This window comes from Actinomycetospora sp. NBRC 106375 (assembly GCF_030269665.1).
In the GTDB taxonomy this organism is placed as follows: domain Bacteria; phylum Actinomycetota; class Actinomycetes; order Mycobacteriales; family Pseudonocardiaceae; genus Actinomycetospora.
The window spans coordinates 36,361-60,888 of the sequence record NZ_BSTS01000014.1 but is presented as its reverse complement, the minus strand read 5'-3'; the positions used below and the strand labels follow the sequence as shown (position 1 = coordinate 60,888).

The window sequence follows — 24,528 nt, the reverse complement described above, 5'->3', positions numbered from 1 at the left end:
GGTCAGCCCTGCGGGTCGTGCCAGGTGTCGCCGGCGGGCAGCAGCGCGTCGGCCTCCTTCGGGCCCCAGGTGCCCCGGGCGTAGGGGTGCACGGGCACGGCCTCGTCGAGCACGGGGTCGACGATGCGCCACGCCGCCTCGACGGTGTCCTGGCGGGCGAAGAGCACGCGGTTGCCGTCGAGCGCGTTGCCGATGAGCCGGTCGTAGGGCCGCATGTCCGAGGTCGTCCCCTGCGAGAACACCAGCTCCTGGGTCTGCGGCTCCGCGCCCACCCCCGGCTTCTTCCCGGCCAGCGCGAGCCGCATCTGGGCGTCGGGCCAGATCCGGAAGCGCAGGGCGTTCGTGGCGCGCGCGCCGCGGCCGAACACGTCCAGCGGCACCGACCGGAAGCGGATGCTGACCTCGGTGGCGGTGACCGGCAGCGTCTTGCCGGCCCGGATGACGACCGGGACCCCGGCCCAGCGCCAGGAGTCGATGCCGAGGCGGACGGCCACGTAGGTCTCGGCCTGCGACCCGGCGGCGACGCCGTCGACGTCGAGGTAGCCCTCGTACTGGCCGCGCACGACGTCGTCGGCGGTCAGCGGCCGGATGGAGGAGATCACGCGGGCCTTCGCGTCGAGCCACGAGTCCAGGCCCGAGCCGTCCGGCGGATCGGCGGTGACGCTCGCGAGGACCTGCAGCATGTGGTTCTGCAGGACGTCGCGGATCGCGCCGGTGCGGTCGTAGAAGCGGCCGCGGTCGGCGACGTCGAACGCCTCCGCCATCGTGATCTGGATGCTCTCGACGTGGTCGCGGTTCAGCAGCGGCTCGATGATCGAGTTCGCGAACCGGGCCACGAGGACCTCGTTGAGGGGGTCGAGGCCCAGCCAGTGGTCGACGCGGTAGATCGCGTCCTCGGGGAAGTACCGGCACAGGGTCGCGTGCAGCGCCCGGGCGCTCCCGCCATCGGTCCCGAACGGCTTCTCCACCATGACCCGCGCGCCGTCGGCGCGCCCGGCGCCCGAGATGCCGGCGGCGATCCGGCCGAACAGCGGCGGGGGGACCTCGAGGTAGTACAGGGCCGTGGCCGCGTCGCCCATCGCCGTCGACATCGCCGCGTAGGTCGCGTCGTCGTCGAGGTCGCCGTCGACGTAGCGCAGCAGGCCGAGCAGCGTGCGGGCCGCGGGCGCGTCGGGGTCGAGGCCGTTCGCGCGCAGGGACGCCGCCGCGTACTCCCGGAACTGCTCCAGGCCCCAGCCGCTCTTGGCGACGCCGACCACGGGGACGTCGAGCACCCCGCGCTCGACGAGCCCGACGAGGGCCGGGAAGGTCTCCAGCTTCGCCAGGTCACCCGTCGCGCCGAAGATCACCAGCGCGTCCACCCGATCGCTCATCCCGGCAGCGTGGGCGCGGACCGGCGCGCGCGCGTCACCCGCGCGTGGTGAGGCACGCGTCTGCCCGGCCCGCGGGACCCGCCCGGTGCGGGGGAGACGGGCGCACGGCGAGTCCGGCGGCGCGGACCCATGTCGTCCTCTGCGGGTGAGGCCGGGCGCCCCGCCGCGGCGCAGGGTGCCGCCAGGAGTCCCGGAGCCCGCACCCGAGGAGACGCCATGACCGAGACCGCCATCGCCGAGCACGGCCTGATCGGGGATCTCCAGACCGCGGCGCTGGTGAGCACGGACGGGTCGGTCGACTGGTTCTGCTGCCCCCGCTTCGACTCGCCCAGCGTCTTCGGCGCGCTGCTCGACGACGCGCGCGGCGGGCACTTCCGCGTCCGCCCCGCCGGCGTGGACTACGGGACCCGGCAGATGTACCACCCGGACACGGCGGTCCTCATCACGCGGTTCATCACCGCGGACGGCGTCGGCGAGGTCGTCGACTTCATGCCGCCGGCCGGCACGCAGGCCACCGCGAGCCACCGGCTCGTACGAATGCTGCGCTGCGTGCGCGGCCGGATCACCCTCGAGGTCGACATCGCGCCGCGGTTCGACTACGGCCGCAGCCCGCACCGCACCGAGGTCACCGAGCACGGCGCGGTGTTCACCACCGACGCGCTCACGCTGACCCTGCACGCGGTCCGCGAGCCCGACGACCCCCGCGTGGCCCGCATCGCCGTCGAGGACGGGGACGTGCGGGCGCGGGTCGAGCTCGCGGCCGGCGACGTGCGCGGCGTGGTCCTGGAGGCGGGCGCGGCGGGGTCGCCCCGCGAGTACCGGGTGGCCGAGTTCGAGGGGCTGTTCGACGAGACCGTGTCGTTCTGGCGGTCGTGGCTCGCGCGGTGCACCTACCGGGGGCGCTGGACCGAGATCGTCCAGCGTTCGGCGATCACGTTGAAGCTGATGACCTACGCGCCCAGCGGCGGCCTGGTCGCCGCCCCCACCTCGGCCCTGCCCGAGCAGGTCGGCGGCGAGCGGAACTGGGACTATCGCTACACGTGGGTGCGCGACGCTTCGTTCTCCGTCCAGGCGCTGCTGCGGCTCGGCTTCCGGACGGAGGCGGCGGCGTTCGGCCGCTGGATGCTCGACCGGCTGGTCGAGCGTGCCGGCGGCGACGACGACCCCGTCAACATCATGTACCGCGTCGACGGGAGCTCCGACCTCAAGGAGGAGTCGCTGGAGCACTGGTCGGGCTACCGCGGCTCGCAGCCGGTCCGCATCGGCAACGGCGCCGCCGAGCAGCTCCAGCTCGACATCTACGGGGAGGCGCTCGACGCCGTCTACGTCGGCGACCGGTGCGGGCTCGGGATCGCCCACCGCGGCTGGACCGCGATCGTCGGGGTGCTCGACTGGCTCGCCGAGCACTGGGACCAGCCCGAGGAGGGCATCTGGGAGACCCGCGGCGGGCGGCAGGACTTCACCTACGGCCGCCTCATGACGTGGGTCGCGTTCGACCGCGGCCTGCGCCTGGCCGCCGACCTCGGCCGTCCCGCGTCGGTGGAGACCTGGACGCGCGCCCGCGACGCCGTCTACCGACAGATCATGGCGAAGGGCTGGAGCGAGCGGCGGCAGGCGTTCGTCCAGCACTACGGCGAGGACGTCCTGGACGCGTCGCTGCTGCGGATGGCCAAGGTCGGCTTCGTGAGCCCCACCGATCCGCTGTGGATCGCGACGCTCGACGCGATGGACCGCGAGCTCGTCACCGACAGCCTCGTGTACCGCTACGACCCCGGGGCCTCGCCGGACGGGCTGCGCGGCGGGGAGGGCACGTTCTCGCTCTGCTCGTTCCTCTACGTCGACGCGATGGCGGGCGCGCACCGGGTCGAGGAGGCGCGGCTCGCCTTCGAGAAGATGCTCACCTACGCCAACCACGTCGGGCTGTTCTCCGAGGAGATCGCCCTGACCGGCGAGCAGATCGGCAACTTCCCGCAGGCGTTCACCCACCTGTCCCTCATCGACGCGGCGATCTCGCTGGACGAGGCGCTCGACTGCGCCGCCGGCCGCTGAGCGGGGACGCGGTGTCCTCCGTCGAGCTCGCCCGCCTCCAGTTCGCGAGCACGTCGATCTACCACTTCCTGTTCGTGCCGCTGACGATCGGCCTGGCGCTGATCACGGCGATCTTCCAGACGCGCTGGCACCGCGGCGACCGCGACGACGACCTCCGGCTCACGAAGTTCTTCGGCACCCTGCTCGTCATCAACATCGCCGTCGGCGTCGTGACCGGGCTCGTCCAGGAGTTCCAGTTCGGGATGACGTGGTCGGGCTACGCGCGGTTCGTCGGCGACGTGTTCGGCGCCCCGCTCGCGATGGAGGGCCTGGCCGCCTTCTTCCTCGAGTCCACGTTCCTCGGCCTGTGGTGGTTCGGCTGGGACCGGCTCTCGCGGCGGGTGCACCTCGCGACGATCTGGGCCGTCGCGGTGGGGAGCACGCTCTCGGCCGCGTTCATCATGGCCGCCAACTCCTGGATGCAGTACCCGGTCGGCTACGTGATCGACGCCGGGACCGGGCGGGCGCGGCTCACCGACATCGGCGCCGTGCTGACCTCGCCCGTGTTCCTGCGCAGCTTCCTGCACGTCCTGCTGGCCGCCCTGGTGACCGCCGCCGTGGTCGTGCTCGCCGTGTCGGCGTGGCACCTGCGCCGCGCGTCGAGCCCGGAGGTCTTCGCCCGGTCGGCCCGGGTCGCGCTGCTCGTCCTCGCCCCCGCGGTGGTGCTCAACCTGCTCGTCGGCAGCGAGCTCGGGGTGACCGAGGGCGAGTTCCAGCCGGTGAAGATCGCCGCGGCCGAGGCCCAGTGGACCACCTGTCAGCCGTGCTCGTTCTCGCTGTTCCAGGTCGGGGGCGGCACCGCCGACAAGGACCCCACCAAGCTCATCCAGGTGCCGCACCTGCTCTCGGTGCTCGCCACCAACTCCTGGGACGGGAAGGTGGTCGGGCTCAACGATCTCCAGGCGCAGTACCAGGCGCAGTACGGCCCCGGCGACTACATCCCGAACGTCTTCGTCCAGTACTGGTCGATGCGGGTCATGGCCTACCTCGCCGGTCTCGTCGCCCTGCTCGCCGTGTGGGGGCTGTGGCGGCGCCGGCGCCTCGCGAGCTCGCCGTGGTTCCTGCGCGCCGCGATCTGGGCGCTGCCGCTGCCGTTCGTCATCAACACGGCCGGCTGGATGCTCACCGAGAACGGGCGCCAGCCCTGGATCGTCCAGGGCCTGCAGCTCACCCGGGACGCCGCGTCGCCCTCGGTCGGTGCCGGGGCCGTGATCACCAGTCTAGCGGTCTTCGTCCTGCTCTACGGCCTGCTGGCGGTGGTCGCCTGGACCCTGATGTTCCGCCACGCGCGCCGCCCCCCGCCGGCGGTCGACGTTCCCGACGACGCCGCGGACGCCCCGGTGCCCGCGCCGAGCTACTGAGAGGCCGACGTGATCCTCGCCGACGTCTGGTTCGTCGCCCTCGCGGTCGTGTGGGTGGGCTTCCTGCTGCTCGAGGGGTTCGACTTCGGCGTCGGGATGCTCCACGGGATCGTGGGGCGCGACGAGGAGGGGCGGGAGGAGGCGATCGGGACTATCGCGCCGGTGTGGGACGGCAACGAGGTGTGGCTGGTCCTCGCCGTCGGCGGGACGTTCGCCGCCTTCCCGTCCTGGTACGCGACGATGTTCTCCGGCTTCTACCCGCTGGTCCTGCTGGCCCTGGTCGGGCTGATCGTGCGCGGGGTGTCGTTCGAGTTCCGGGCCCACGCCGAGAGCGACCGCAGCCGCCGGGTCTGGAGCGCGACGCTGACCGTCGGCAGCCTCGTCACGCCGCTGGTGCTCGGGATCGCGCTGGCCGACCTCCTGCACGGCGTCCCCATCGACACCGCGCAGGAGTTCGTCGGCGGACCGGGCGACCTCGTGGCCCCGTACCCCGTCGTCACCGGCCTGACGATCACCCTGCTCTGCCTCGTGCACGGCGCGGTCTTCCTGGCCCTGAAGTCCGGGGGCGACGTCCGCAGGCGCGCGACCCGGATCGCGGCGCTCCTCGCGCCGTTCGGCGCCCTCGCGGTGGTCGTCTTCGCCGCGTGGACCCGCTTCGGCTACGGGCACGGCGCGCCGGCCGCGGCGGTCGAGCTCGCCGCGGTGCTCGCCGCGCTCGCCGCGGCCGGGCTGGCGTGGGCGGGCCGGTGGGCCGGGGCGTTCGCCGCCACGACGCTCACGATCGCCGCCGTCGCCGGCTCGCTGTTCGCCGAGCTCGCGCCGCGGGTGATGGTCTCGAGCCTGGGTCCCGCGGGGGACCTGACGATCGCGAACAGCTCCTCGTCGCCGTACGCGCTGACGGTGATGACCGTGGTGCTCGCCGTCCTGCTCCCGGTGGTCCTGCTCTACCAGGGCTGGACCTACGTCGTGTTCCGGCGCCGTCTCGGGCGCTCGGGCCCGGCCGCTCACCCGCCGCGGGCGATGCCGCCCGGCGACGAGGGCCCGGTCGCCCCGTGACCGCCCGCTCGCTGCTCTCGACGTCGGTCACGGAGGATGACGTCGACCGCATGACCGGCAAGCTCCTCCTCACCGACCGGAGGGGGCAGTCCGCGTTCTGGGTGCTGCTGACGCTCGCGGCGATCATCGCGAGCACCGGGGTGGTGGCCGACTCCACCGCCACCGTCATCGGCGCGATGATCGTGGCGCCGCTGATGACCCCGATCCTCGGCACGGCCCTCGCGCTGGTGCTCGCCGACCGGCGGGCGCTGCTCTCCAGCGTCGCGTACGTCGTCGGCGGCGCGCTCCTGGTGATCGTCATCGGTTACCTCTCGGGCCTGCTCAGCCCCGTCCCGGAGGTCGCGGCGACCAACTCCCAGGTGGCCTCGCGCGTCGCGCCGGAGCTCGTCGACCTGGTCTCGGCGCTGGCCACCGGCGCGGTGGGCGCGTTCGCCCTCGTGCGCTCGGACGTCTCCGACACCCTCCCGGGCGTCGCCATCGCGATCTCGCTGGTCCCGCCGCTGGCCGTGGTGGGGCTGACCCTCGAGGCCGGGGCGCCCGACCAGGCCCGCGGGGCGCTGCTGCTGTTCGGCACCAACGTCACCGCGATCATCGCGACGGGCACGGTGGTGCTGCTGGCCTACCGCGTGCGGGCGGCCGCGGTCTCCGCCGGGCGGGAGGTCGGCCACCTGCGGCCGCGCACGATCGTCGTCGTGGGGGCGCTCCTCGTCGCGGTCGCCGTCCCGCTCGGTGTCGCGAGCTACCAGACCTTCTACGGGCAGCGGGTGCTGACCGCCGCCCAGCCGGCGGTGGCGCAGTGGGCGCAGGCGCAGGCGTGGCAGGTCGTCGACGTCACCTGGGGGCAAGGGGTGCTGCAGGTCGTCGCGGCCGGTCCGCCGCCGTCCGCCGACCCCGCCGCCCTGCGCCGCGCCCTCGACGCGGCCGGGCTCGCCGGCGTCCCCGCGCGGCTCTCCGAGGTCCTCGGGGGCACGCAGGAACTACCGGCGAGCGCGCCGTGACGGGTCAGACCGCGGTCAGGGCCGGCGGTGCCCAGGTGCCGTCGAGCACGGCCGGCCCGGGGGCGTAGAGCCGCAGCATGATGCGCAGGGGACCCGAGGGCGCCGGGAGCCAGTTGGCCGTCCGCTCGCCCCCGGGGTCGGTCGGGCCGTAGTACAGGTCGATCGACCCGTCCGGGTTCCGGTGCAGCGGGTCCCGGTCGCCGAGCGCGTAGCGGTCGAGCCGGTTGGGCGCCTGGAAGCTGTCCGCGTCGTACATCGTCACCGACCAGAACGCCTTCACCGGCGGGAGCCGGTCGGGCGCGAAGTGCTGGACGTAGTCCTTCTCGCCCACGACCGGCTCGCCCGCGGCGTCGGAGACCGCGAGCGGGTAGATCGCGTCCTCGGCGGGGTTCGCGCCCAGACCGACCATCGCGACGATCGCCCGCTTGAGGTAGTCGTTGCCGTAGACCCCCATGTTCTCGGCGTTCACGGTCCAGCCGTTCTCCATCCGGCCGGTCCTCGCCACGGCCGCGTGCTGGAGCTCGAGCGCCGCCTTCGCGCCGTCGTTCAGCGCTGCGACCCGGTCGGCGTCGAGGGTCGCGGCGTCGAGCTCCGCGCCGGGGACGATGCCGAGCGCCGCCATGCGGGCGAGCACCGAGAAGTCCGTCGCGTGCGGGGGGTGCTGGGCGAGGAGGCGGGCCGCGTAGCCGAAGAACGTGACCCCGTCGAGGCCGTTGACGACGGCCAGCGGCTCGCGGTGCAGGTCGAGGCCGACCGGCGCCACGGACGGACGCAACGACGGGGACGGCGCGGTGCCGTCGAGACGGGTCAGGGCGAGCCCGTCCTGGAAGGCGTTGACCGCCGCGTAGTCGGACGGCCCGTTGGTCTGGGTCCGCCCGATCATCCAGAGCACCGAGGTCGTGGCCCGGAGCACCTGCGCGCCGGCGGGCGCCTCGCCGGTCCACCCCGGCGGGGCGATGACGAAGCGCGAGGCCCCGGTCCCCGTGGTGCGCCACCCCGGCGCGGCGAACACGTCGGTCCACATGTCCAGCATCGGCAGCAGGTAGTAGCGCCCGCCGCTGTCAGGCACCTCGAGCAGCAGCGGTCCGTCCGCCAGGTCGATCCAGGCGCTGGAGTAGAGCGTGTCGAAGTTCGGCGCCACCACCGCCCGGAACGCCGCGTCCGGGAACTCCCGCAGGTGCGCGAGCGTGTTCGGGGCCGCGTGACCGATCGCGCCGACCGACGTGTCGGTGAGCTGCGACCGCGTGACGTCCATGGTCACCAGGGGGTAGAGGTACGAGTAGGCCTCCGCGGCCACGTTCCGTGCCTCGTCCGACGACAGCGTGATCATCCGCTCAACTCCTCCACCGGGACGGTTCCGGGGCGAGGGTTCCGGCGCGCCGGTCCGGTGGGCTCACCCGACCGAGGTGATCGCCGTCGGGCGGAAGCCCTTGACCGTCAGCCACACCCCGAGCGAGAGCTCCCAGAGGGCGATCGGCAGGGCACACAGGCTGCCGGCGAGCGACACCTGCTCCCAGCCGCCGAGCATGGTCACGGTCGCCGACAGGAGGATCAGCGGAGCGCCGACGAGCCCGACGGTCGGGATGATGCGGGGGACGAGGCGTGACCGGTACATCACGTAGCCGAGGAACAGCGCGTTGATGCCGGGGATGAGGCCGGGGCCCACGAGGAACGACCACTGCCGGACCTCGACCAGGGCCTGGCTGACGACGCCGAGGGCGTCCGCCTGGGCGCCGACGGCGCCCGCGAGGTCGCTGCGCAGCGCGACGACGCTGAGCACGCACAGGACCCCGACGAGGATCATCGCGGCTTCGACGACCCGCGAGGTGACGAACCCGAGGGCGGCGATCCTGCTGACCCGCCGTGTCACCGGATACAGCGCGAGGGCCGTGCCGACCCCGGAGAGCGCGGTGATCACCTCCAACCACGAGCCCCACAGCACGGCCGTGTTGCTCCCGGGGGTCAGGACGAAGCCCGCGGGATCGGCGACCAGGTCGGCGAACAGCGCCAGCTGCGGGATCGAGGCGGCGAACGTGACGAGGTAGAGCAGGCCGGCGGCGAGGGCGATCCGTCGCGCCGTGTCGCGGCGGGGCGTGGTCGTCGGGGCGGTGCGGACGTCGGTGGTCATGGCGTTCTCCTCCAGGGGTGGGTGGGCTCGTCGGTCGCGGTGAGCGAGACGAGGGGCAGGCCGAGGTCGCTGATCGTGCGGAGCAGGCCGTGGAGCGCCGGCTGGTCGGCGACGGGACCGTCGATGACCGTGGTGCCGTCGTCCTGCGGGACGAGGGCCATGCCGTCGAACCACGAGGCCCAGCGCGGGGCGAGGCGTCCCCGCACCCGGATCACGTAGCGCTGGTGCTCGCTGCTGCTCATGGCCGGGAACGATGGCCGCGGACGTGGTGAGCGGTCCTCACCACGTGTGGTGAGTGACGGTCAGCGACGGAGCGGCAGCACGCCGAGATCGTGGGCGCGGCGCACGGCGGTGCGGCGGCTGGTGACGCCGAGCTTCGCGTAGATGCTCTTGGTGTGGGTCCGCAGGGTGTTCAGCGAGACCGACAGCTCGCGGGCGATGTCCGGTCCGTCGAGGTCCGAGGCGAGCAGGCGCAGGACGTCGAGCTCCCGCTCGCTCAGCGGGTCGACCAGGGCGGACGGGGCGGGCACGTCACCGGTGCCCGCGGCGAGCAGGCGGCGCGCGGACGGGTACGCGGGGTCCTGCTTCGTGAGCGCCCGCAGCAGGGTCGCGATCGGCGTCCCCTCGTCGGTGACGACACGCACGAGGCCCTCGGGCTCGGCGAGGCCGAGAGCGCGGCGCAGGGCGTCGAGCGCGGCGGGCACGTCCCCGCGGGCCTGCGCGGCGAGCGCCTGCAGCACGAGGATCTCGAGGACGGTGCCCCGGCGCGCCCCCTGCTCGGCCGCGGCCCGCAGCCGCGCGAGCAGCGCGGTCGCGGTGTCGTCGCGGCGCGCGAGGAGCAGGCGGGCGAGGGTGAGGTGCTCGTACTCGCGGAGGTAGGACGGCTCGTCGTCGGGCGAGAGCCCCCGCTCGCGCGCCCAGGTCTCGGCCTCGCGCAGCTCGCCGCGCCGGATCCGCAGGCGGGCGCGGACCGCGGGCACGGGCTCTACCTCGGGGGAGTAGTCGCTGTCGTAGGCCTGCTCGGCCTCGTCGAGCACGGCGAGCGCCGTGTCGCGGTCGCCGCGGGCCGCGCACAGCCGCGCCGCCGCCACCCGCGCGCGGTACGGGTTCTGCGGCAGCCCGCGGTGCTCGCCGAGCTGCCGGGCCGCGTCCAGGTGCTCGCCGGCGGCGGTGAGCTCGTCCCGCGCGATCAGCACGCCGGCCAGGGCGACGTGCATGTCCGCCGTGCCGCGCACCGGGGCGGCCGGGTCGGTCAGGGCGAGCGCCCACCGGTACAGGCGTTCCTCGTCGCGGTGCCGGCCGAGCGTGCGGCGGATGTCGCCGAGGGCGATGCAGCAACCGAGCACGTCGGCGACGAAGCCCGCCCGCTGCAGGCCGGCGACCGCCGCGACGTAGGCGCTCTCCGCCCCGACGAGGTCGCCCCGCGCCCACGAGGCGAGCCCACCGAGGGCGCCGGCCGCGGCCCGCGTGAGGTCGTCGGATTCCGGGACCAGCGCGAGGGCGTCGCGCGCGTGCGCGGCGGCGGCGTCGAGGTCCGTGCGGCGCAGGGCGAGCGCCGCCCGGTAGACCTCGAGGCCCGCGGGCACCGACCGGTAGCCGTCCTCGTCGACGACGACGAGGCCGGGCGGGGCGTGCGCGGGCCAGGGGCCGCCGTCGGGCCGCACGGCGTGCTCGACGTCGGCGAGGCGCCGGTCGACGGTGTCGAACACCGAGGCCTGGGCGAGTGCGCCCACGAAGGCCAGGCCGAGGACCGGTCGCACCCGCACGACCTCGTCGGGCACCGAGCGCACCCAGCGCAGGAGCTCGGCCTCCCGCCGTTCCCGGCGCATCACCGGCATCGCGCGTTCCATCAGCTCCGCGGCGAGGTCGACGTGGCCGCCGGCGAGGGCGTGGTCGACGGCGGCGGGCACGTCGTCGACCCCGGCGAACCAGCGGCTCGCGCGGGAGTGCAGCTCCGGGACGACCTCGGGGCGCTCGTCGGCGAGGTGCGTGCGCAGGACGTCGGCGAACAGGTGGTGGTAGCGGTACCACTGCCGGCGGTCGTCGAGCGGCACCAGGAACAGGTTGGCGCGCTCGAGCGCGGCGAGCGTCGCGCGGCTCCCGTCGCGCCCGGTCACGGCGTCGCACAGCGGGCCGCTCAGCCGCTCCAGGACCGAGGTCTCGAGCAGGAAGTCGCGGACGTCGTCCGGGAGGCGGCCGAGGACCTCCTCGGCCAGGTAGTCGACGACGTGGCGGTCGTCGCCGGCGAACCCGGCGATGAACGCGCCGACGTCGTCGCGCCCGCGCATCGACAGCGCCGCGAGCTGCAGCGCGGCGATCCAGCCCTCGGTGCGCGTGTCCAGGGCGGCGACGTCGTCGCCGGAGAGCGCCAGGTCCATCGGACCGTTGAGGTAGGCCGCGGACTCCGGCGCGGTGAACCGGAGGTCGGCGGCCCGGAGCTCGACGAGCTCACCCGTCGCGCGCCGGCGGGCCAGGGGGAGCGGCGGGTCGACCCGGGTGGCGAGCACCAGGTGGAGCTGCGGCGGGCGGTGCTCGAGGAGGAACGCGAGCCCCTCGTGCACCTCCGGCGCGGTCACGAGGTGCAGATCGTCCAGGGCGAGCACCAGGTCCCGGTCCGTCCCGCCGACGTCGTTGAGCGCGGCGACGAGCGCGCTCTCGGTGGACGACGGCGTCGACGGGGATGACGCCAGCAGCTCCAGCGCCTCCTCACCGACCCCCGTGGCGTCACGGATCGCGGTGAGGACGTAGGTCCAGAAGCGGGCGGGGTCGTCGTCGCGCTCGTCCAGCGAGACCCACGCGACCGCGGCCGCGTCGGTGGGGAGCGTGTCGAGCCACGCGGCGAGCAGCGTCGACTTGCCGAACCCTGCCGGTGCGGACACGACCGTCACCGCGGCGTGCCGGGCGCCGTCGAGGGCCGCGGTCAGCCGCGGACGATCGACCGTCCCGGGCCGGCGGCGGGGACGGCGGTACTTGCTCGCCAGCAGCGGACCCACCATGCCGGTCCTCCCTGCTCGGCGCGGCCGTCAGCGGGCGTAGCGCTCGCGGGCCCGCTCGCGGGCCTTGTGCGCCTCGACCTCGCGGTCCTTCGGCGCGGCGGTGGTCACCAGCTCGTCGAGGAGCGTCCGGGTGCTCGCCGTGATCTCGGCGACCGCCCGGGCGAAGGCGTCCTCGTTGGCCTTCGAGGGGCGCGCCGCGCCACTGATCTTGCGCACGTACTGCAGGGCGGCCTCGTGCACCTCGGTGTCGGTGGCGGGGGGCTCGAAGTTGTGCAGGACCCGGATGTTGCGGCACATGCTGCGATCGTGCCCCACGATGTCGAATCGGCGGGAGGCTCGTTCGTCGTCTCGGTGACGGCCCACCACCGAGGGAGAGGCACCCCATGAAGCACACGGCCCGCCGCATGTTCGAGCTCCTCGAGCCGATCTGCCTGGTCACCTTCTTCGCCGACGAGTGCAACGAGGAGCTCGCCGCGCTCGGCCACCCCACCTACTGGGACGGCTACTTCGCGAGCCGCGCCGCGTCGCTGGGGCGGGTGCCGGCGGAGGTCGTCGACGCGGCGTTCTACAGCTTCGCTCCCGGCGAGGCCGCGCGGCACATCCCGAGCGCGTGGGCGACGATCCCGCCGGAGGCGTCGTTCACCGCGCGCGAGCGGGGGAGCGCGGCCTCGGTGCGGCGGATCCTCGGCGCGGAGCTGGCGGGCTCACCGGGCCTGGTCCGCGCCGCCGACCTGGCCACGGAGGCCGCCCAGGGCGCCCCGGTGAACGGCCGGGTGATGTTCGCCGGGATGCGCAGCATGCCGGTGCCGGGCGATCCGGTCGCCCGGTTGTGGCACTCCGCGACGATGCTGCGCGAGCACCGCGGCGACGGGCACATCGCGGCCCTCCTCGGCGAGCGGATCGGCAGCACCGAGTCCCACGTGCTCTCCGCGCTCGACATGGGCATCCATCCGGCGGAGGCGTTCGGACGCATCCACCACCTGCCCGCGAAGCGCCTGGCCGCCGTCATGGACGGGCTGCGCGAGCGCGGGCTCGTCGACGCCGACGGCCGCTTCACCGACGCCGGCCGCGCGTCCAAGCAGCGCATCGAGGACCGGACCGACGAGCTCGCCGCCCCGCCCTACGACGCCCTCGCCCCGGCCGAGCTCGACGAGCTCGTCACCGCCCTCGAGCCCCTCTCCGCGACCCTGGCGGCCGCGGGCTCGCAGTGACCCGGGGTGGTCAGCGAAGTGCCGTCACGGACGCTGAGCGTCCGTATCGGTACTTCGATCACCGGCCCCCGGCCTCGCGCCCGGGAGGGCCACCGTGTGGAGTGCTCCCATGACGACCACCGTGCGCCCCCCGTCCGGTCCGCTCGCCGGGTGCACCCCGTGAGGGGTGCCGACGCGCTGGTCGGCTCCCTGGTCGGGGCGGGCGTCGACGTGTGCTTCATGAACCCCGGCACGTCCGAGATGCACTTCGTGCAGGCCCTGGACGCCGTCCCGGAGATGCGCGGGGTGCTGGCCCTCTTCGAGGGCGTCGCGACCGGTGCCGCGGACGCCTACGCCCGCCTCGCCGGCCGGCCCGCCGCGGTGCTGCTGCACCTCGGGCCGGGGCTGGGCAACGGCCTGGCGAACCTGCACAACGCCCGCCGCGCCGGCACGCCGCTGGTGTGCGTCGTGGGGGCGCACGCCACCGACCACGTGCGCCACGACGCGCCGCTCGAGTCCGACATCACCGCGCTCGCGCAGACGGTGTCGGGCTGGGTGCACGTCTGCGGCGACGTCCGCGACGTGGCCGACGACGCCGTGCGGGCGGTGGCCGCGGCGCGGGAGCACGGCGGCCAGGTGGCGACGCTCGTCCTGCCGGCGGACGTGTCGTGGTCCGAGGGCGGCGCACCGGCCCCCGCCCTGCCCGCGGCACCGCCGTTCCCGCCGGCGCCGTCACGGGTGGCCGCCGCCGCGGACGCGGTGCGCGAGCCCGGCGCGGTGATGCTGCTCGGCGGCCCGGCCCTCACCGCGGCGGCGATGGACGCCGCGGGGCGCGTCGCCGCCGCGACCGGGACCCGCCTGCTGGTCGAGACGTTCCCGCGCCTCTGGGACACCGGCGCCGGACGCCCCCGGGTGGACAAGCTGGCCTACTTCGCCGAGCAGGCCCTCGCGCAGCTCGACGGGGCGTCGTCCGTGGTGCTGGCCGGCGCCCGCTCGCCGGTGTCGTTCTTCGGCTACCCGGGCGTCCCCGGCGACCTCGTGCCGCCGGGCTGCCCCGTGGTCGGTCTCGCCGACGCGGCGTCCGACGCGGCCGGGGCGCTGGAGGCGTTGGCGGCCGAGGTGGCGCCCGACGTGGTCGCCGAGGCGGCACCGCGCGACGCCCCGCAGCCCGCGCCCGGACCGCTGGACGTGCCCGCGCTGTGCGCCGCGGTCGCCGCGACCCTGCCCGAGGACGCGATCGTCGTCGACGAGTCGCTGACGGCCGCGGCCGCTCTCGCCCCGGCCCTGCAGACCGCCGCCCCGCACACCCAGCTCGCCCTGACCGGCGGGGCGATCGGGCAGGGTCCGCCCGCCGCGGTCGGGGCGGCCGTCGCGGCCCCCGACCGACCGGTCGTCGCGGTGCAGGCCGACGGCAGCGGGCTCTACACCCTGCAGGCGCTGTGGACCCAGGCCCGGGAGCGGCTCGACGTCACCACCGTGCTGATCAACAACTCGGCGTACGCGATCCTGCGGGTGGAGCTGGCCCGCACCGGCGCGGGGGAGGCGGCCCACTCGGGGCGCGCCGGGCGGATGCTGACCCTGGGCGACCCGACCCCGGACTTCGTGTCCCTGGCGACCGGGTACGGCGTGCCGGCGCGGCGGGTCGAGACCACCGAGGACCTGCTCGACGCGCTGCGGTGGGCGTACGACGAGCCCGGGCCGCACCTCATCGAGGCGATCGTGCCGGCGCTGGGGTAGCGAGGCCGGCCCGTCGAGGGTGGTGTGGCGGCATGACACGTGATCGACGACAGCGCACCGGGCGGGCACTCGTGGGGCTGGTGAGCGCCACGACGGCGGTCGGCGCGCTCGCCGCGGACCTCCTGGTGCCGGCGACGGCCCGGCAGCACATGCGCAACCCCCGGTGGCCGGGCCACGCCAAGTTCCACGACGCCCAGTACATCGTCATGAGCGCCCTGCTCGGCGGGCTCGGGCTGCGGATGGTGACGACGCGGCGGGGCGACCCGGACCGCAACCTGCTCGCCGCGGCGGCCGTGGTGTCGACGCCGTGGCTCGGGATGTACGGCGCGGCGCTGTTCCCGGGGACGACCCTGATCGACGAGGAGTTCCGGGCCGGGGCGCCGGCGGTCGAGGGCAACATCGCGGCGGGGACGGTCTGCCTCGCCCTGCTGGCCGCGGGCGTCGGTCTCGCCCGGCCGTCGGTGGGTTGATCCGGCACGGCCGCCTGGTAGACCGGCAGGTGTGATCGACGAGGTCGACCTCGACCTGCCGGTGCGCGCCGCGCTGCCGGAGCTCGAGGAGGCGCTGGGCGGGCGCGGGGCGGCCGTCCTCGTCGCCCCGCCCGGCACCGGCAAGACCACGCTGGTGCCGCTCGCGCTCGCCGGGTCGGTCGGGGGACGGGTCCTCGTCGCCGAGCCCCGGCGCGTCGCCGTCCGCGCCGCGGCCGCGCGGATGGCGTGGCTGCTCGGCGAGCCGGTGGGCGGGCGGATCGGCTACGCGATCCGCGGCGAGCGCCGCGCCGGCCCGGACACGCGCGTCGAGGTCGTCACGACGGGCCTGCTCGTGGCCCGGCTGCAGCAGGATCCGGAGCTCGCGGGGGTCGACGCCGTCGTCCTCGACGAGTGCCACGAGCGCCACCTCGACACCGACCTCGCGCTGGCCTTCGCCGTCGACGCGCGGGCAGCGCTGCGTCCGGACCTGCGCCTGCTCGCGACCTCGGCGACGGCGGCCGCCGACGACCTGGCGGCCGCGCTCGACGGCCCCGTCGTCACCGCCCCCGACCCGATGCACGCCGTCGACGTCGTCTGGAGCCCGCCGCCCCGCCCCGTCCCGCCGCCGCGCGGGATGCGGGTGGAACCGGCCCTGCTCGACCACGTGGCCGCGGTGGTGCGCCGCGCTCTCGACGACGCCGTCGGCGACGTGCTCGTGTTCCTGCCCGGACGCCGCGAGATCGACGACGTCGCCCGCCGCCTCGGCGTCGTCGGGGCCGAGGTGCTCACCCTGCACGGCGGGCAGGACGCGACGCGTCAGGACGCGGTGCTGCGGGGGTCGGACGGCGGGCGCCGCGTCGTGCTCGCGACGTCGATCGCCGAGACGAGCCTGACGGTGCCCGGGGTCCGCGTCGTCGTCGACGCCGGGCTCTCCCGCCGGCCGTGGACCGACCACGCGCGCGGCCTCGACGCGCTGGTGACCGTGCTCGCGTCGCAGTCGTCGGCGACCCAGCGCGCCGGTCGGGCCGGTCGCGAGGCGCCGGGAACGGTGTACCGCTGCTGGTCCGAGGCCGAGCACGCCCACCGCGACCGGGACGACGCCCCCGAGGTGGCGCACGCCGACCTGGCCGGTTTCGCCCTGCAGCTCGCGCGGTGGGGCACCCCGGACGGTACGGGGCTCGCTCTGCTCGACCTCCCGCCGGCGACCGCGTTCGCCGCGGCGGGCGAGGTGCTGCGGGGGTTGGGTGCCGTCGACCAGGGCGGCGACATCACCGCGCGCGGCCGCGCGGTCGCGACGGCCGGCATCCATCCCCGGCTGGGCCGCGCCCTGCTCGACGGCGCCGCCGCCGTCGGGGCAGACACGGCGACCGAGGTGGTGGCGCTGCTCGCGGCCGACGTGCCCGGCGACACGGACGACCTCGAGGAGCGCCTGCGCGCGGCCCGCGCCGCGAATGACCCGCGGTGGCGGGCCGAGGTGCGCCGGTTGCGTCGGGTCCCCGGACTGCCGTCCCGGACGGGCGGGCAGCGCGGCGCCGCCACGGTCGTCGCCCTCGCCTACCCCGACCGGCTCGCGCGCGCCCGCGGCGAGGACGCGCGCGAGTACCTGACGACCGGCGGCACCGGGGTCGAGCTCGCCGTCGGGTCGCGGCTGCGGGGCAGCCCGTGGATCGCCGTCGCGGACGCCGTGCGCGGCCCCGGCGACCGGGTGGCCCGGGTGCGGCTGGCCGTCCCGATCGACGAGGACCTCGCCCGGGAGGCCGCGGCGGGCTGGTGGCGCGACGACGCCGTGGTGGCCTGGGAGGGCGGCGACGTCGTCGCCGAGCGCCGCGAGCGTCTCGGCGCGATCGTCCTGGCTCGCCGACCCCTGACTCGCCCCGACCCGGCGGCGGTCGTGGCCGCGGTGCGCGAGGGCCTGGCCGCCGAGGGGCTCGGGCTGCTCCGCTGGGACGACGCGGCGACGGCGCTGCGGGCCCGGCTGGCGTTCCTGCACGCGGCCCGTGGCGACCCGTGGCCCGCGGTCGACGACGAGACCCTGGTGGCCCGCCTCGACGCGTGGCTCGACCTCACGCGGGTGCGCCGCCGGGCTGACCTCGCGCGGGTGCCGGTCGCGTCCGCGCTGCGCGCCCTCCTGCCGTGGTCGGAGGCCGGCCGGCTCGACGAGCTCGCGCCCACCCACGTCACGACACCCGACGGGCGCCGCGTCCGCGTCGACTACACCGACCCGGGGGCACCGGTCGTGGCGCTGAAGGTCCAGCACGCGTTCGGGTGGGAGCGGGCGCCCGTCCTGGCCGGCGTGCCCGTCGTGGTCCACCTGCTCTCACCCGCGGGACGCCCAGCGGCGGTCACCGCCGACCTGGCGTCGTTCTGGGACTCCGGCTACCCGCAGGTGCGCGCGGAGCTGCGGGGCCGCTACCCCAAGCACGCGTGGCCGGAGGATCCGCGGCGCTGAGCGGATTCCGCCGCGGGGGATGTCGAATCCGGGCGGGGTCCTTTCGTCGACGAGGTGAGGGGCCGGCACTCCCGCCGGCGCCCCCGAACCGACGGAGGACACCATGACCGCCACCTACACCTTCGACATCTTCTCCAGCCTCGACGGCTATGGCTCCTACGGCGGCGACGGCGACTGGGGCGGCTACTGGGGCAAGCAGGGCCCCGAGCTGCTCGACCACCGCCTCGCCTCGTACGGGCCCGACCAGCGGATGGTCTTCGGCGCCAACACCTTCCGGCAGTTCGTCGAGATGCTGGCCGCGAGCTCCGAAGGCGACGACGTCCGCGACCCGTGGGTCACGGAGATGCGGAACAAGCGCATGACCGTCGTGTCGTCGACGCTGGAGGCGCCCTTCGACTGGCCGGACGCCACCGTCGTGGGCGGGGACGGCGTCGAGACCGTGGCCCGGCTCAAGGAGGAGTCCGACGTGCCGCTGCGCTCGCACGGCAGCCTGACCCTGAACTGGGCGCTCATGGCCGCGGGCCTGGTCGACCGCGTCCAGGTGACGGTCTTCCCCGTGATCACCGGGAGGTCCGGCACCGAGCCGGTCTTCGGCGGAGCGCCGGACCTCGACCTCGAGCTGCTGGAGCACCGGACGCTCGACGGCGACATCCAGGAGCTGGTCTACAAGCCGACCCTGCACGTCTACGGCGCCTGACCTCGCTCGGCCCGGGCGCCGGCCGGCCGTAAGGTTCCCGCTGAGCACGGCGACATCGACGTCAGGGGGCAGCCAGCATGCGCGTGGGCATCCTGACCGGCGGCGGCGACTGCCCCGGTCTCAACGCGGTGATCCGGGCGATCGTCCGGCGCGGCGTTCCCGAGTACGGCTACCAGTTCCTCGGGTTCCGGGACGGGTGGCGCGGTCCGCTCGAGGCCGTCACCCGGCCGCTCGACATCCCGGCCGTCCGCGGGCTCCTGCCGCGCGGCGGCACGATCCTCGGCTCGTCGCGGACCAACCCGTTCGCGATCGACGACGGGGTCGCGCGCATCAAGAAGAACCTCCAGGACCTCGGGGTCGACGCGCTCATCGCGATCGGCGGCGAGGACACCCTCGGGGTCGCGAGCGAGCTGCACGAGAAGGGCGTCAAGGTCGTCGGCGTTCCGAAGACGATCGACAACGACCTCTCGGGCACCGACTACACGTTCGGGTTCGACACCGCGGTCAACATCGCGACCGAGGCGATCGACCGGCTGCACACGACCGCCGAGTCGCACCACCGCACGCTGATCGTCGAGGTGATGGGGCGGCACGCGGGCTGGATCGCCCTGCACTCCGGGATGGCCGGCGGCGCCAACGCCATCCTCATCCCCGAGGTCCGCTTCGACATCGAGCAGGTCTGCGCCTGGGTGCAGGACCGCTTCCGGCTGGACTACGCGCCGATCATCGTCGTCTCCGAGGGCGCCATGCCCCAGGGCGGCGAGGAGGTCCTGCTCACCGGGGAGACGGACGCCTTCGGCCACGCCCGGCTCGGCGGCGTCGGGGAGTGGCTGGGCCGCGAGATCGAGGCGCGCACGGGCAAGGAGGCCCGCACCACCGTCCTCGGCCACGTCCAGCGCGGCGGGACCCCCACCGCCCGCGACCGCTGGCTCGCCACCCGCTTCGGGCTGCACGCGATCGACGCCGTCGCGCAGGAGCGCTGGGGCCAGATGACCGCTCTGCACGGCACCGACGTCGTCACCGTCCCGCTCCAGGACGCGACGAAGGAGCTCAAGCTCGTCGACCCGGACCTCTACGCCGAGGCTGCGGTCTTCTTCGGCTGAGGCGGGGGCGGCGATCGCTCAGTCGACGAGGCTCAGGAACACCCACGACGCCTCGGGGGCGAGGCCGGCGAGCCGCCGGCCGCATCCCTGGCGGACCGCCGGCCCCGAGGTGACGTGCTGGGTGCCGCCGTGCAGGTCGCGGAAGGCGCGGTTGAGGTCGCCCGCGCGCAGCGCGGCGGTCCCGGCCCAGCGGTAGACGGTCCGGCCGACCTCCTCGGCCGCCGACGTCGCGTGGGCGAGCGCCTGGCGCACGAGGGTCTCCTGGTCCACCGAGAGGGTCGCGCCGCTCTCGAGGGTGGCCTCGACGTCCGCCCAGACCTCCATGTTCCACGCCCGCGCCGCCCGCAGGGTCGCCTCCGCCGCGCCGTAGGCGGCGTGGAACTCGGGGTTGTCGACGGTCGCGCCCGGGGTGCCGGTCTTGCGCGCCGCGAGCGCCTGCATCTCGTCGAGCAGCCGCCGTCCGACCCCGAGCCCCCAGCCCACGTGCTGCAGGCTCGCGAAGTTCGCGAGCCCCAGCCGGAAGACCGCCCCGCCGAGCAGCGGCTCGGTGGTGGTCGCGACGTAGGTGTGCTCGGTGGGGACGAACACCTCCTCGCAGTGGTAGTCGACGCTGCCGGTGGCCCGCAGACCCATGACGTCCCAGTCGTCGACGATCGTGGCGCGCTCCTTGGGGAGCGTGAACACGCGGGCCTCGCCCGTCTCCTCGACCAGCGCCGCGGTGTGGACGTGGGTGGCGTGGTGGAGCCCGGAGGCGAACTGCCACGACCCCGAGAGCAGGAACCCGCCGTCGACCGTCACCGCCCGGCCGGGGCGGGTGCCCTGCCCGGCGGCGAGGGTGCGGTCGCCGTGCTCGGCCGTGATCTCCTCCCAGGGCCCCCGTCCGAGGTAGGCCGCGGTCGTGCCCGCCGCCATCTGCAGGGTCATCGCCACCCAGCCCGTGGAGGCGTCGGCGCGGGAGAGCGCCTCGACCGCGGCGATGACCTGGCGCGGCGTGAACTCGAGGCCACCGAGCTCGCGGGGCATGCTCATGAGGTAGACGCCGCTGTCGTGCAGGGCCTCGGCCACCCGCGGGGTCAGCCGGCCGCCGGCCTCGTTCGCCTCGGCCTCGGCGCGCAGCACCGGGTCGAGGTCGGCGATGCGCCCCATCACCTCGTCGAAGCGGCCACTGACGTGCAGATCCGCCGTGGGGCGGACGAGCTGGTCGGTCACGATTCCTCCTCGTCGGGGTCGGTCGGCGCCGTGATCGACTCGAGCTTCGAGAAGATCTCCTCGCGGCGGTCCTCGAACTGCTCGGGGAGCTGGAACCGCTGCCCCAGCTCGTGGGGGGACTCGTCGCAGGTCCAGCCGCCCTCGGCGTGGGTGACGGCCAGCTCGAACAGCGCCCCGCCCGGCGTGCGGACGTAGACCGACTTGAAGTACTTGCGGTCCTTGAGCTCGGAGATGTCGGTGTAGCCGTTGCCCTCGATCTCGAACTTGAGGTCGTCCTGGTTCTCGAGGGTCTCGAGGTTCCAGGCCACGTGGTGGAACGTGCCCGCGCCGTAGCGCCAGGTGCCCTGGTCGTCGGCGGTGTCCGCGACGAGCTCGACGTGGTTGCCCACCGACTCCTGGCCGACCTGGTAGGCGGCGCGGTCCCCGTCCTCGACGACCTTGCCCTGGGAGTGGAAGACCTCCTCGGAGAACTCGACCATCCGGTCGGGGGTGGCGACGTGGATGCCGACGCCGTGGATGCCGTGGACGGCGTACTCGGGCGGGACGCCCTCCCCCGGGTGACCGACGCGGGGGTCGGCCTCCGCGGGCACCATCGCGTACTCGATGCCCGAGGGGTGGCGGAACTCCAGGCGCCGGCGGTCGAACACCTCGGTGCTCGTGACCTCCACACGGTGCGCGGCGAGACGGTCCGCCCAGAAGTCCAGCGAGTCCGCCGGCACCGACAGCAGGACCTCGCGCGCCTGGTTGGTGCCCCGCCGCCCGACGAGACCGGCCTGGGCCCAGGGGAACGTGGTCAGCACGGCCGACGGGTCGCCGGCCGCGTTCGAGTAGTACAGGTGGTAGATCGGCAGGGAGCCGTCGAACAGCACGGTGCGCTTGATGAAGCGCATCCCGAGCGCGCCGACGTGGAAGTCGACGTCCTCCTGGGCGCCGGCGACCGACAGCGTCACGTGGTGCGAGCCGGCGATGTGCGACATCTCGGACCTCCTGCTCCGGGGTGGTGCCCCGACGCTAGATGTGGTCCACGTCTCGGCCCTCTCGTTACAGTGCAGGGACATCTCGCTGGGCTGCACGACCGGCCGGTGGGGGTGGGACGGGTCCGGCGGCGCTCGAGGATGTTCCAGATGCGCGACGACGCGACGGGCGGTGTCGCCGAGGTCCGCGACGTCGCCAGCTGGCGCGGGGCGGTCTCCGGGGCCCTGTTGCGATTCGACGTCGAGTGCCCGCGTCCGGAGCGCTTCCACGGCCGTGTCCACCGCATCGACCTCGGCGAGGCATCGCTCGTCGCGATGACGTCGCGCCCCCACCGCGCGATCCGCGAGAGCGCGCTCATCGACGACGACGAGCGCGCCGACCACCTGCTCTCGCTCCAGCTCGCGGGCCACGCCGAGTTCCGCCAGGACGGGCGGCGCGCGACCGTTCACCCGGGCGACATGGTCTTCTACGACTCGACGAGGCCCGTCGAGATCACCAGCGGCGAGGACTACCGCAGCCTCTGCTTCCGGTTCCCGGTCGCCGGGCGCGCGGCCGGCGACCTGACGGCGACCCGCCTCGAGGCCGCCCACGGCCTGACGTCGACGATGGCCGGCCTGCTCACCGGGCTGCACGACGGCCTCGACCGCGCCGGGCCGGCCGTCGCGGACCCTTCGGCGCTGCGCACGACCGTGCGCCACGCCACCGAGATCGCCCGCGCCCTGTTCGACGACGGGCTCCGCCGCCGCGGCCTGGACGTGCCGGCCGACCCGCACGAGGCCCTGCGCGAGCAGGTCGACCGCTACATCGACGAGCACCTCGCCGAGCCCGACCTCTCGCCGCGGGCGATCGCGGCGGCGCTGTTCGTCTCCCCGCGCCACCTGCACGCGCTGCTCGCCGAGGACGGCCGCACGGTCGCGGCCGAGGTCCGCCGGCGCCGCCTCGAGCGCTGCCTGCGCGACCTCGCCGATCCCCGGGACGCGGCGACGCCCGTGTCGGCGGTCGCGCTGCGGTGGGGCTTCGGGAACGCCACGCGGTTCGGGCAGCTGGTCAAGGCCGCGACGGGGCGCACTCCGGTCGCCTACCGCCGCGCCGTGCTGGACGGCCGAGCGTGAGCGCGGGTCTCGCCGGCGCCGACGTCCGGGGGGCGCCGCCCGGGTCCGGGGACCTCGCGGTGATCGTGCTGCACGGGCGGGACCAGGACCCGGCGTGGATGTACGACCACGTCGTCGACGGCCTCGCGGCGCGCCTGTCGGGACCGGCCGTCACGTGGGTGGCGCCGGCCGCCCCGGGCCGGGCCTGGTACGCGGGCCGGGTGCACGACCCGCTGCCCGACACCCGCGCCGAGCGCGACGCCGCCGCCGACGTCGTCGACGGGCTTGCCGCCGACCTCGCGGCGGCCGGGCACGCGGCCGACAGCGTCGTCCTCGCCGGCTTCTCCCAGGGCGCCTGCCTGGTCGCCGACCACCTGCTGCGCCGCCCCCGGCGCTGGGCGGGGGCGCTGATCTGGACCGGCGCCGCGTTCGGGCCGGCCGGCACGCCGTGGCCGGCCGTGGGGGAGCGCCCGCTGACGGGGGTGCCGGTGCTCGCGACCAACGGCGACGACGACCCCTGGGTCCCGCTCTCCGCCACCGACGAGCTCGTCGCGACCCTGCGGGCGCACGGTGCCGACGTCACGACCCGCGTCGAGCCCGGCCGCGCCCACGAGGTCGCGGACGGCGAGATCGACCGGGCCGCGGAGCTGCTGCGCCGAGCCGCTCCGGGGTGATCGGGGCCGTCCGTACGGTGGAGACCCGTGGATCACGACGAGGACGGGCGGGCGAGGTCGACCGTGGCCGTCACCGGGACGACCGGGGCCCTGGGGAGCCGGATCGCGCGCCGCCTGGCGGGACACGGCGTGCCGCAGCTCCTGCTGGGGCGTGACGTGGCGGGCATCCCCGAGCTGGTCGGCGCGCAGCGCCGCGGACCGGCGCCCTACGACGACGAGGCCGCCCTGCGTCCGGCGCTCGACGGGGCGTCCACGCTGGTCCTGGTCTCGGGGCGCCCGCTCGGACGACGGCTGGAGGAGCACGCCGCGGTGATCACGGCGGCGCGGGCGGTCGGTGTCGAGCGGGTCGTCTACGTGTCGCTGCTCGGCGCGGGCCCCGACGCGACCTACCGCAACGCCCGCGACCACTGGCTCACCGAGCGCTTCCTCGCCGACTCCGGGGTGCGCCACACCGTCGTCCGGGCGGGCATCTACGCCTCGACCCCGGCCTCGCTCGCGGACGACGACCTCGTCGTGCGCGGACCCGCCGGTGCGGGACGGGCCGCGTTCGTCGCCCACGAGGACATCGCCGCGGTGATCGCCGCGGTGGTCCGGGACGACGGCGCCCCGTCCGTGCATGACGGGCGGACCCTGGAGGTGACCGGCCCCGAGGCGATGACGCTCGCCGAGGCGGTCGGGCAGATCGCGGTGGCCACGGGGCGGCCCTACCGCCACGAGCCGGAGACCCCGGAGCAGGCGTTCACCCGGCGCCTCCGCCTCGGTCTGTCCGGCGAGCAGATCGAGGCCTGGATCTCGTGGTATCTCGCGATCGCCGGCGGCGGGCTCTCGACGGTCACCGATGTCGTGCCCCGCCTGACGGGGTCGCCGGCGACCCCGGTCGCCGCCATCGACTGGTGGCCGCCGCCCGGCCGGGCGAGCTGATCGGCGAAAAGC

The 24,528-nt window shown here is 75.3% G+C and carries 21 protein-coding genes; 13 read left to right on the top strand and 8 right to left on the bottom strand.

The window, feature by feature from the left end; all coding sequences use genetic code 11:
* Window positions 1–2: 2 nt before the first annotated feature.
* The gene (gene zwf / locus QSK03_RS22445; protein WP_285656918.1) at window positions 3–1,373 is read right to left on the bottom strand and encodes a glucose-6-phosphate dehydrogenase; all 1,371 of its coding nucleotides are present in this window, start codon (window positions 1,371–1,373) and stop codon (window positions 3–5) included.
* A 216-nt stretch (window positions 1,374–1,589) separates the two neighbouring features.
* Here zwf and QSK03_RS22440 point away from each other — a divergent pair, with 216 nt between their 5' ends.
* The 4 genes from QSK03_RS22440 to QSK03_RS22425 are packed head-to-tail and all read left to right on the top strand — an operon-like array spanning window position 1,590 to window position 6,876.
* On the top strand, window positions 1,590–3,422 hold the full coding sequence (locus QSK03_RS22440) for a glycoside hydrolase family 15 protein (protein ID WP_285656917.1): 1,833 nt from the start codon (window positions 1,590–1,592) through the stop codon (window positions 3,420–3,422).
* Between the two features lie 11 nt (window positions 3,423–3,433).
* Window positions 3,434–4,822: a cytochrome ubiquinol oxidase subunit I gene (locus QSK03_RS22435; RefSeq protein ID WP_285656916.1), complete on the top strand. Its 1,389-nt coding sequence runs from the start codon at window positions 3,434–3,436 to the stop codon at window positions 4,820–4,822.
* A 9-nt stretch (window positions 4,823–4,831) separates the two neighbouring features.
* The gene (gene cydB / locus QSK03_RS22430; RefSeq protein ID WP_285656914.1) at window positions 4,832–5,878 is read left to right on the top strand and encodes a cytochrome d ubiquinol oxidase subunit II; all 1,047 of its coding nucleotides are present in this window, start codon (window positions 4,832–4,834) and stop codon (window positions 5,876–5,878) included.
* Window positions 5,875–6,876 carry a DUF389 domain-containing protein gene (locus QSK03_RS22425; protein ID WP_285656911.1) on the top strand — a complete coding sequence of 334 codons (1,002 nt, stop codon included), beginning with the start codon at window positions 5,875–5,877 and terminating at the stop codon, window positions 6,874–6,876. Before cydB ends, QSK03_RS22425 begins: the two co-directional genes overlap by 4 nt.
* 4 nt (window positions 6,877–6,880) lie before the next feature.
* Here QSK03_RS22425 and QSK03_RS22420 read toward each other — a convergent pair whose 3' ends face one another.
* The 5 genes from QSK03_RS22420 to QSK03_RS22400 all read right to left on the bottom strand — a co-directional run bounded on the left by QSK03_RS22420 (window position 6,881) and on the right by QSK03_RS22400 (window position 12,297).
* Entirely contained in the window at window positions 6,881–8,206 is a 1,326-nt protein-coding gene (locus QSK03_RS22420) for a DUF1254 domain-containing protein (protein ID WP_285656909.1), read from the bottom strand.
* A 63-nt stretch (window positions 8,207–8,269) separates the two neighbouring features.
* Window positions 8,270–9,004, bottom strand: coding sequence for a DUF4386 domain-containing protein (locus QSK03_RS22415; RefSeq protein ID WP_285656907.1), 735 nt, complete (start codon window positions 9,002–9,004; stop codon window positions 8,270–8,272).
* On the bottom strand, window positions 9,001–9,246 hold the full coding sequence (locus QSK03_RS22410) for a DUF8691 family protein (protein WP_285656905.1): 246 nt from the start codon (window positions 9,244–9,246) through the stop codon (window positions 9,001–9,003). The genes QSK03_RS22415 and QSK03_RS22410 overlap by 4 nt, the downstream gene beginning before the upstream one ends.
* Window positions 9,247–9,306: 60 nt before the next feature.
* The gene (locus QSK03_RS22405; RefSeq protein ID WP_285656903.1) at window positions 9,307–12,000 is read right to left on the bottom strand and encodes a winged helix-turn-helix domain-containing protein; all 2,694 of its coding nucleotides are present in this window, start codon (window positions 11,998–12,000) and stop codon (window positions 9,307–9,309) included.
* A 27-nt stretch (window positions 12,001–12,027) separates the two neighbouring features.
* On the bottom strand, window positions 12,028–12,297 hold the full coding sequence (locus QSK03_RS22400) for a DUF2277 domain-containing protein (protein ID WP_285656900.1): 270 nt from the start codon (window positions 12,295–12,297) through the stop codon (window positions 12,028–12,030).
* A gap of 86 nt (window positions 12,298–12,383) precedes the next feature.
* Here QSK03_RS22400 and QSK03_RS22395 point away from each other — a divergent pair, with 86 nt between their 5' ends.
* From QSK03_RS22395 to QSK03_RS22370, 6 genes are all read left to right on the top strand, one after another.
* The gene (locus tag QSK03_RS22395) at window positions 12,384–13,211 is read left to right on the top strand and encodes an SCO6745 family protein (RefSeq protein ID WP_285656897.1); all 828 of its coding nucleotides are present in this window, start codon (window positions 12,384–12,386) and stop codon (window positions 13,209–13,211) included.
* Window positions 13,212–13,370: 159 nt separating this feature from the next.
* Entirely contained in the window at window positions 13,371–14,927 is a 1,557-nt protein-coding gene (locus tag QSK03_RS22390) for an acetolactate synthase large subunit (protein ID WP_285656893.1), read from the top strand.
* 80 nt (window positions 14,928–15,007) lie between these two features.
* Window positions 15,008–15,397, top strand: coding sequence for a hypothetical protein (locus QSK03_RS22385; RefSeq protein WP_285656890.1), 390 nt, complete (start codon window positions 15,008–15,010; stop codon window positions 15,395–15,397).
* Between the two features lie 31 nt (window positions 15,398–15,428).
* Window positions 15,429–17,846 carry an ATP-dependent helicase HrpB gene (gene hrpB, locus QSK03_RS22380; protein ID WP_285656888.1) on the top strand — a complete coding sequence of 806 codons (2,418 nt, stop codon included), beginning with the start codon at window positions 15,429–15,431 and terminating at the stop codon, window positions 17,844–17,846.
* A gap of 103 nt (window positions 17,847–17,949) precedes the next feature.
* On the top strand, window positions 17,950–18,543 hold the full coding sequence (locus tag QSK03_RS22375) for a dihydrofolate reductase family protein (RefSeq protein WP_285656885.1): 594 nt from the start codon (window positions 17,950–17,952) through the stop codon (window positions 18,541–18,543).
* A gap of 77 nt (window positions 18,544–18,620) precedes the next feature.
* On the top strand, window positions 18,621–19,646 hold the full coding sequence (locus QSK03_RS22370; RefSeq protein WP_285656882.1) for a 6-phosphofructokinase: 1,026 nt from the start codon (window positions 18,621–18,623) through the stop codon (window positions 19,644–19,646).
* Between the two features lie 18 nt (window positions 19,647–19,664).
* Here the strand turns inward: QSK03_RS22370 and QSK03_RS22365 are convergent, their stop codons facing one another.
* Window positions 19,665–20,855 carry an acyl-CoA dehydrogenase family protein gene (locus tag QSK03_RS22365; protein WP_285656880.1) on the bottom strand — a complete coding sequence of 397 codons (1,191 nt, stop codon included), beginning with the start codon at window positions 20,853–20,855 and terminating at the stop codon, window positions 19,665–19,667.
* Window positions 20,852–21,832, bottom strand: coding sequence for a VOC family protein (locus QSK03_RS22360; protein WP_285656879.1), 981 nt, complete (start codon window positions 21,830–21,832; stop codon window positions 20,852–20,854). The genes QSK03_RS22365 and QSK03_RS22360 overlap by 4 nt, the downstream gene beginning before the upstream one ends.
* 147 nt (window positions 21,833–21,979) lie before the next feature.
* On the opposite strand from QSK03_RS22360, the gene QSK03_RS22355 reads away from it, so the two are divergent.
* From QSK03_RS22355 to QSK03_RS22345, 3 genes are read left to right on the top strand one after another with little or no spacing between them, the layout of a single operon-like run.
* Window positions 21,980–22,942, top strand: coding sequence for an AraC-like ligand-binding domain-containing protein (locus QSK03_RS22355; RefSeq protein ID WP_285656876.1), 963 nt, complete (start codon window positions 21,980–21,982; stop codon window positions 22,940–22,942).
* The gene (locus QSK03_RS22350; RefSeq protein ID WP_285656873.1) at window positions 22,939–23,595 is read left to right on the top strand and encodes an alpha/beta hydrolase; all 657 of its coding nucleotides are present in this window, start codon (window positions 22,939–22,941) and stop codon (window positions 23,593–23,595) included. Before QSK03_RS22355 ends, QSK03_RS22350 begins: the two co-directional genes overlap by 4 nt.
* 27 nt (window positions 23,596–23,622) lie before the next feature.
* Entirely contained in the window at window positions 23,623–24,516 is an 894-nt protein-coding gene (locus QSK03_RS22345; RefSeq protein WP_285656871.1) for an NAD(P)H-binding protein, read from the top strand.
* Window positions 24,517–24,528 lie beyond the last annotated feature (12 nt).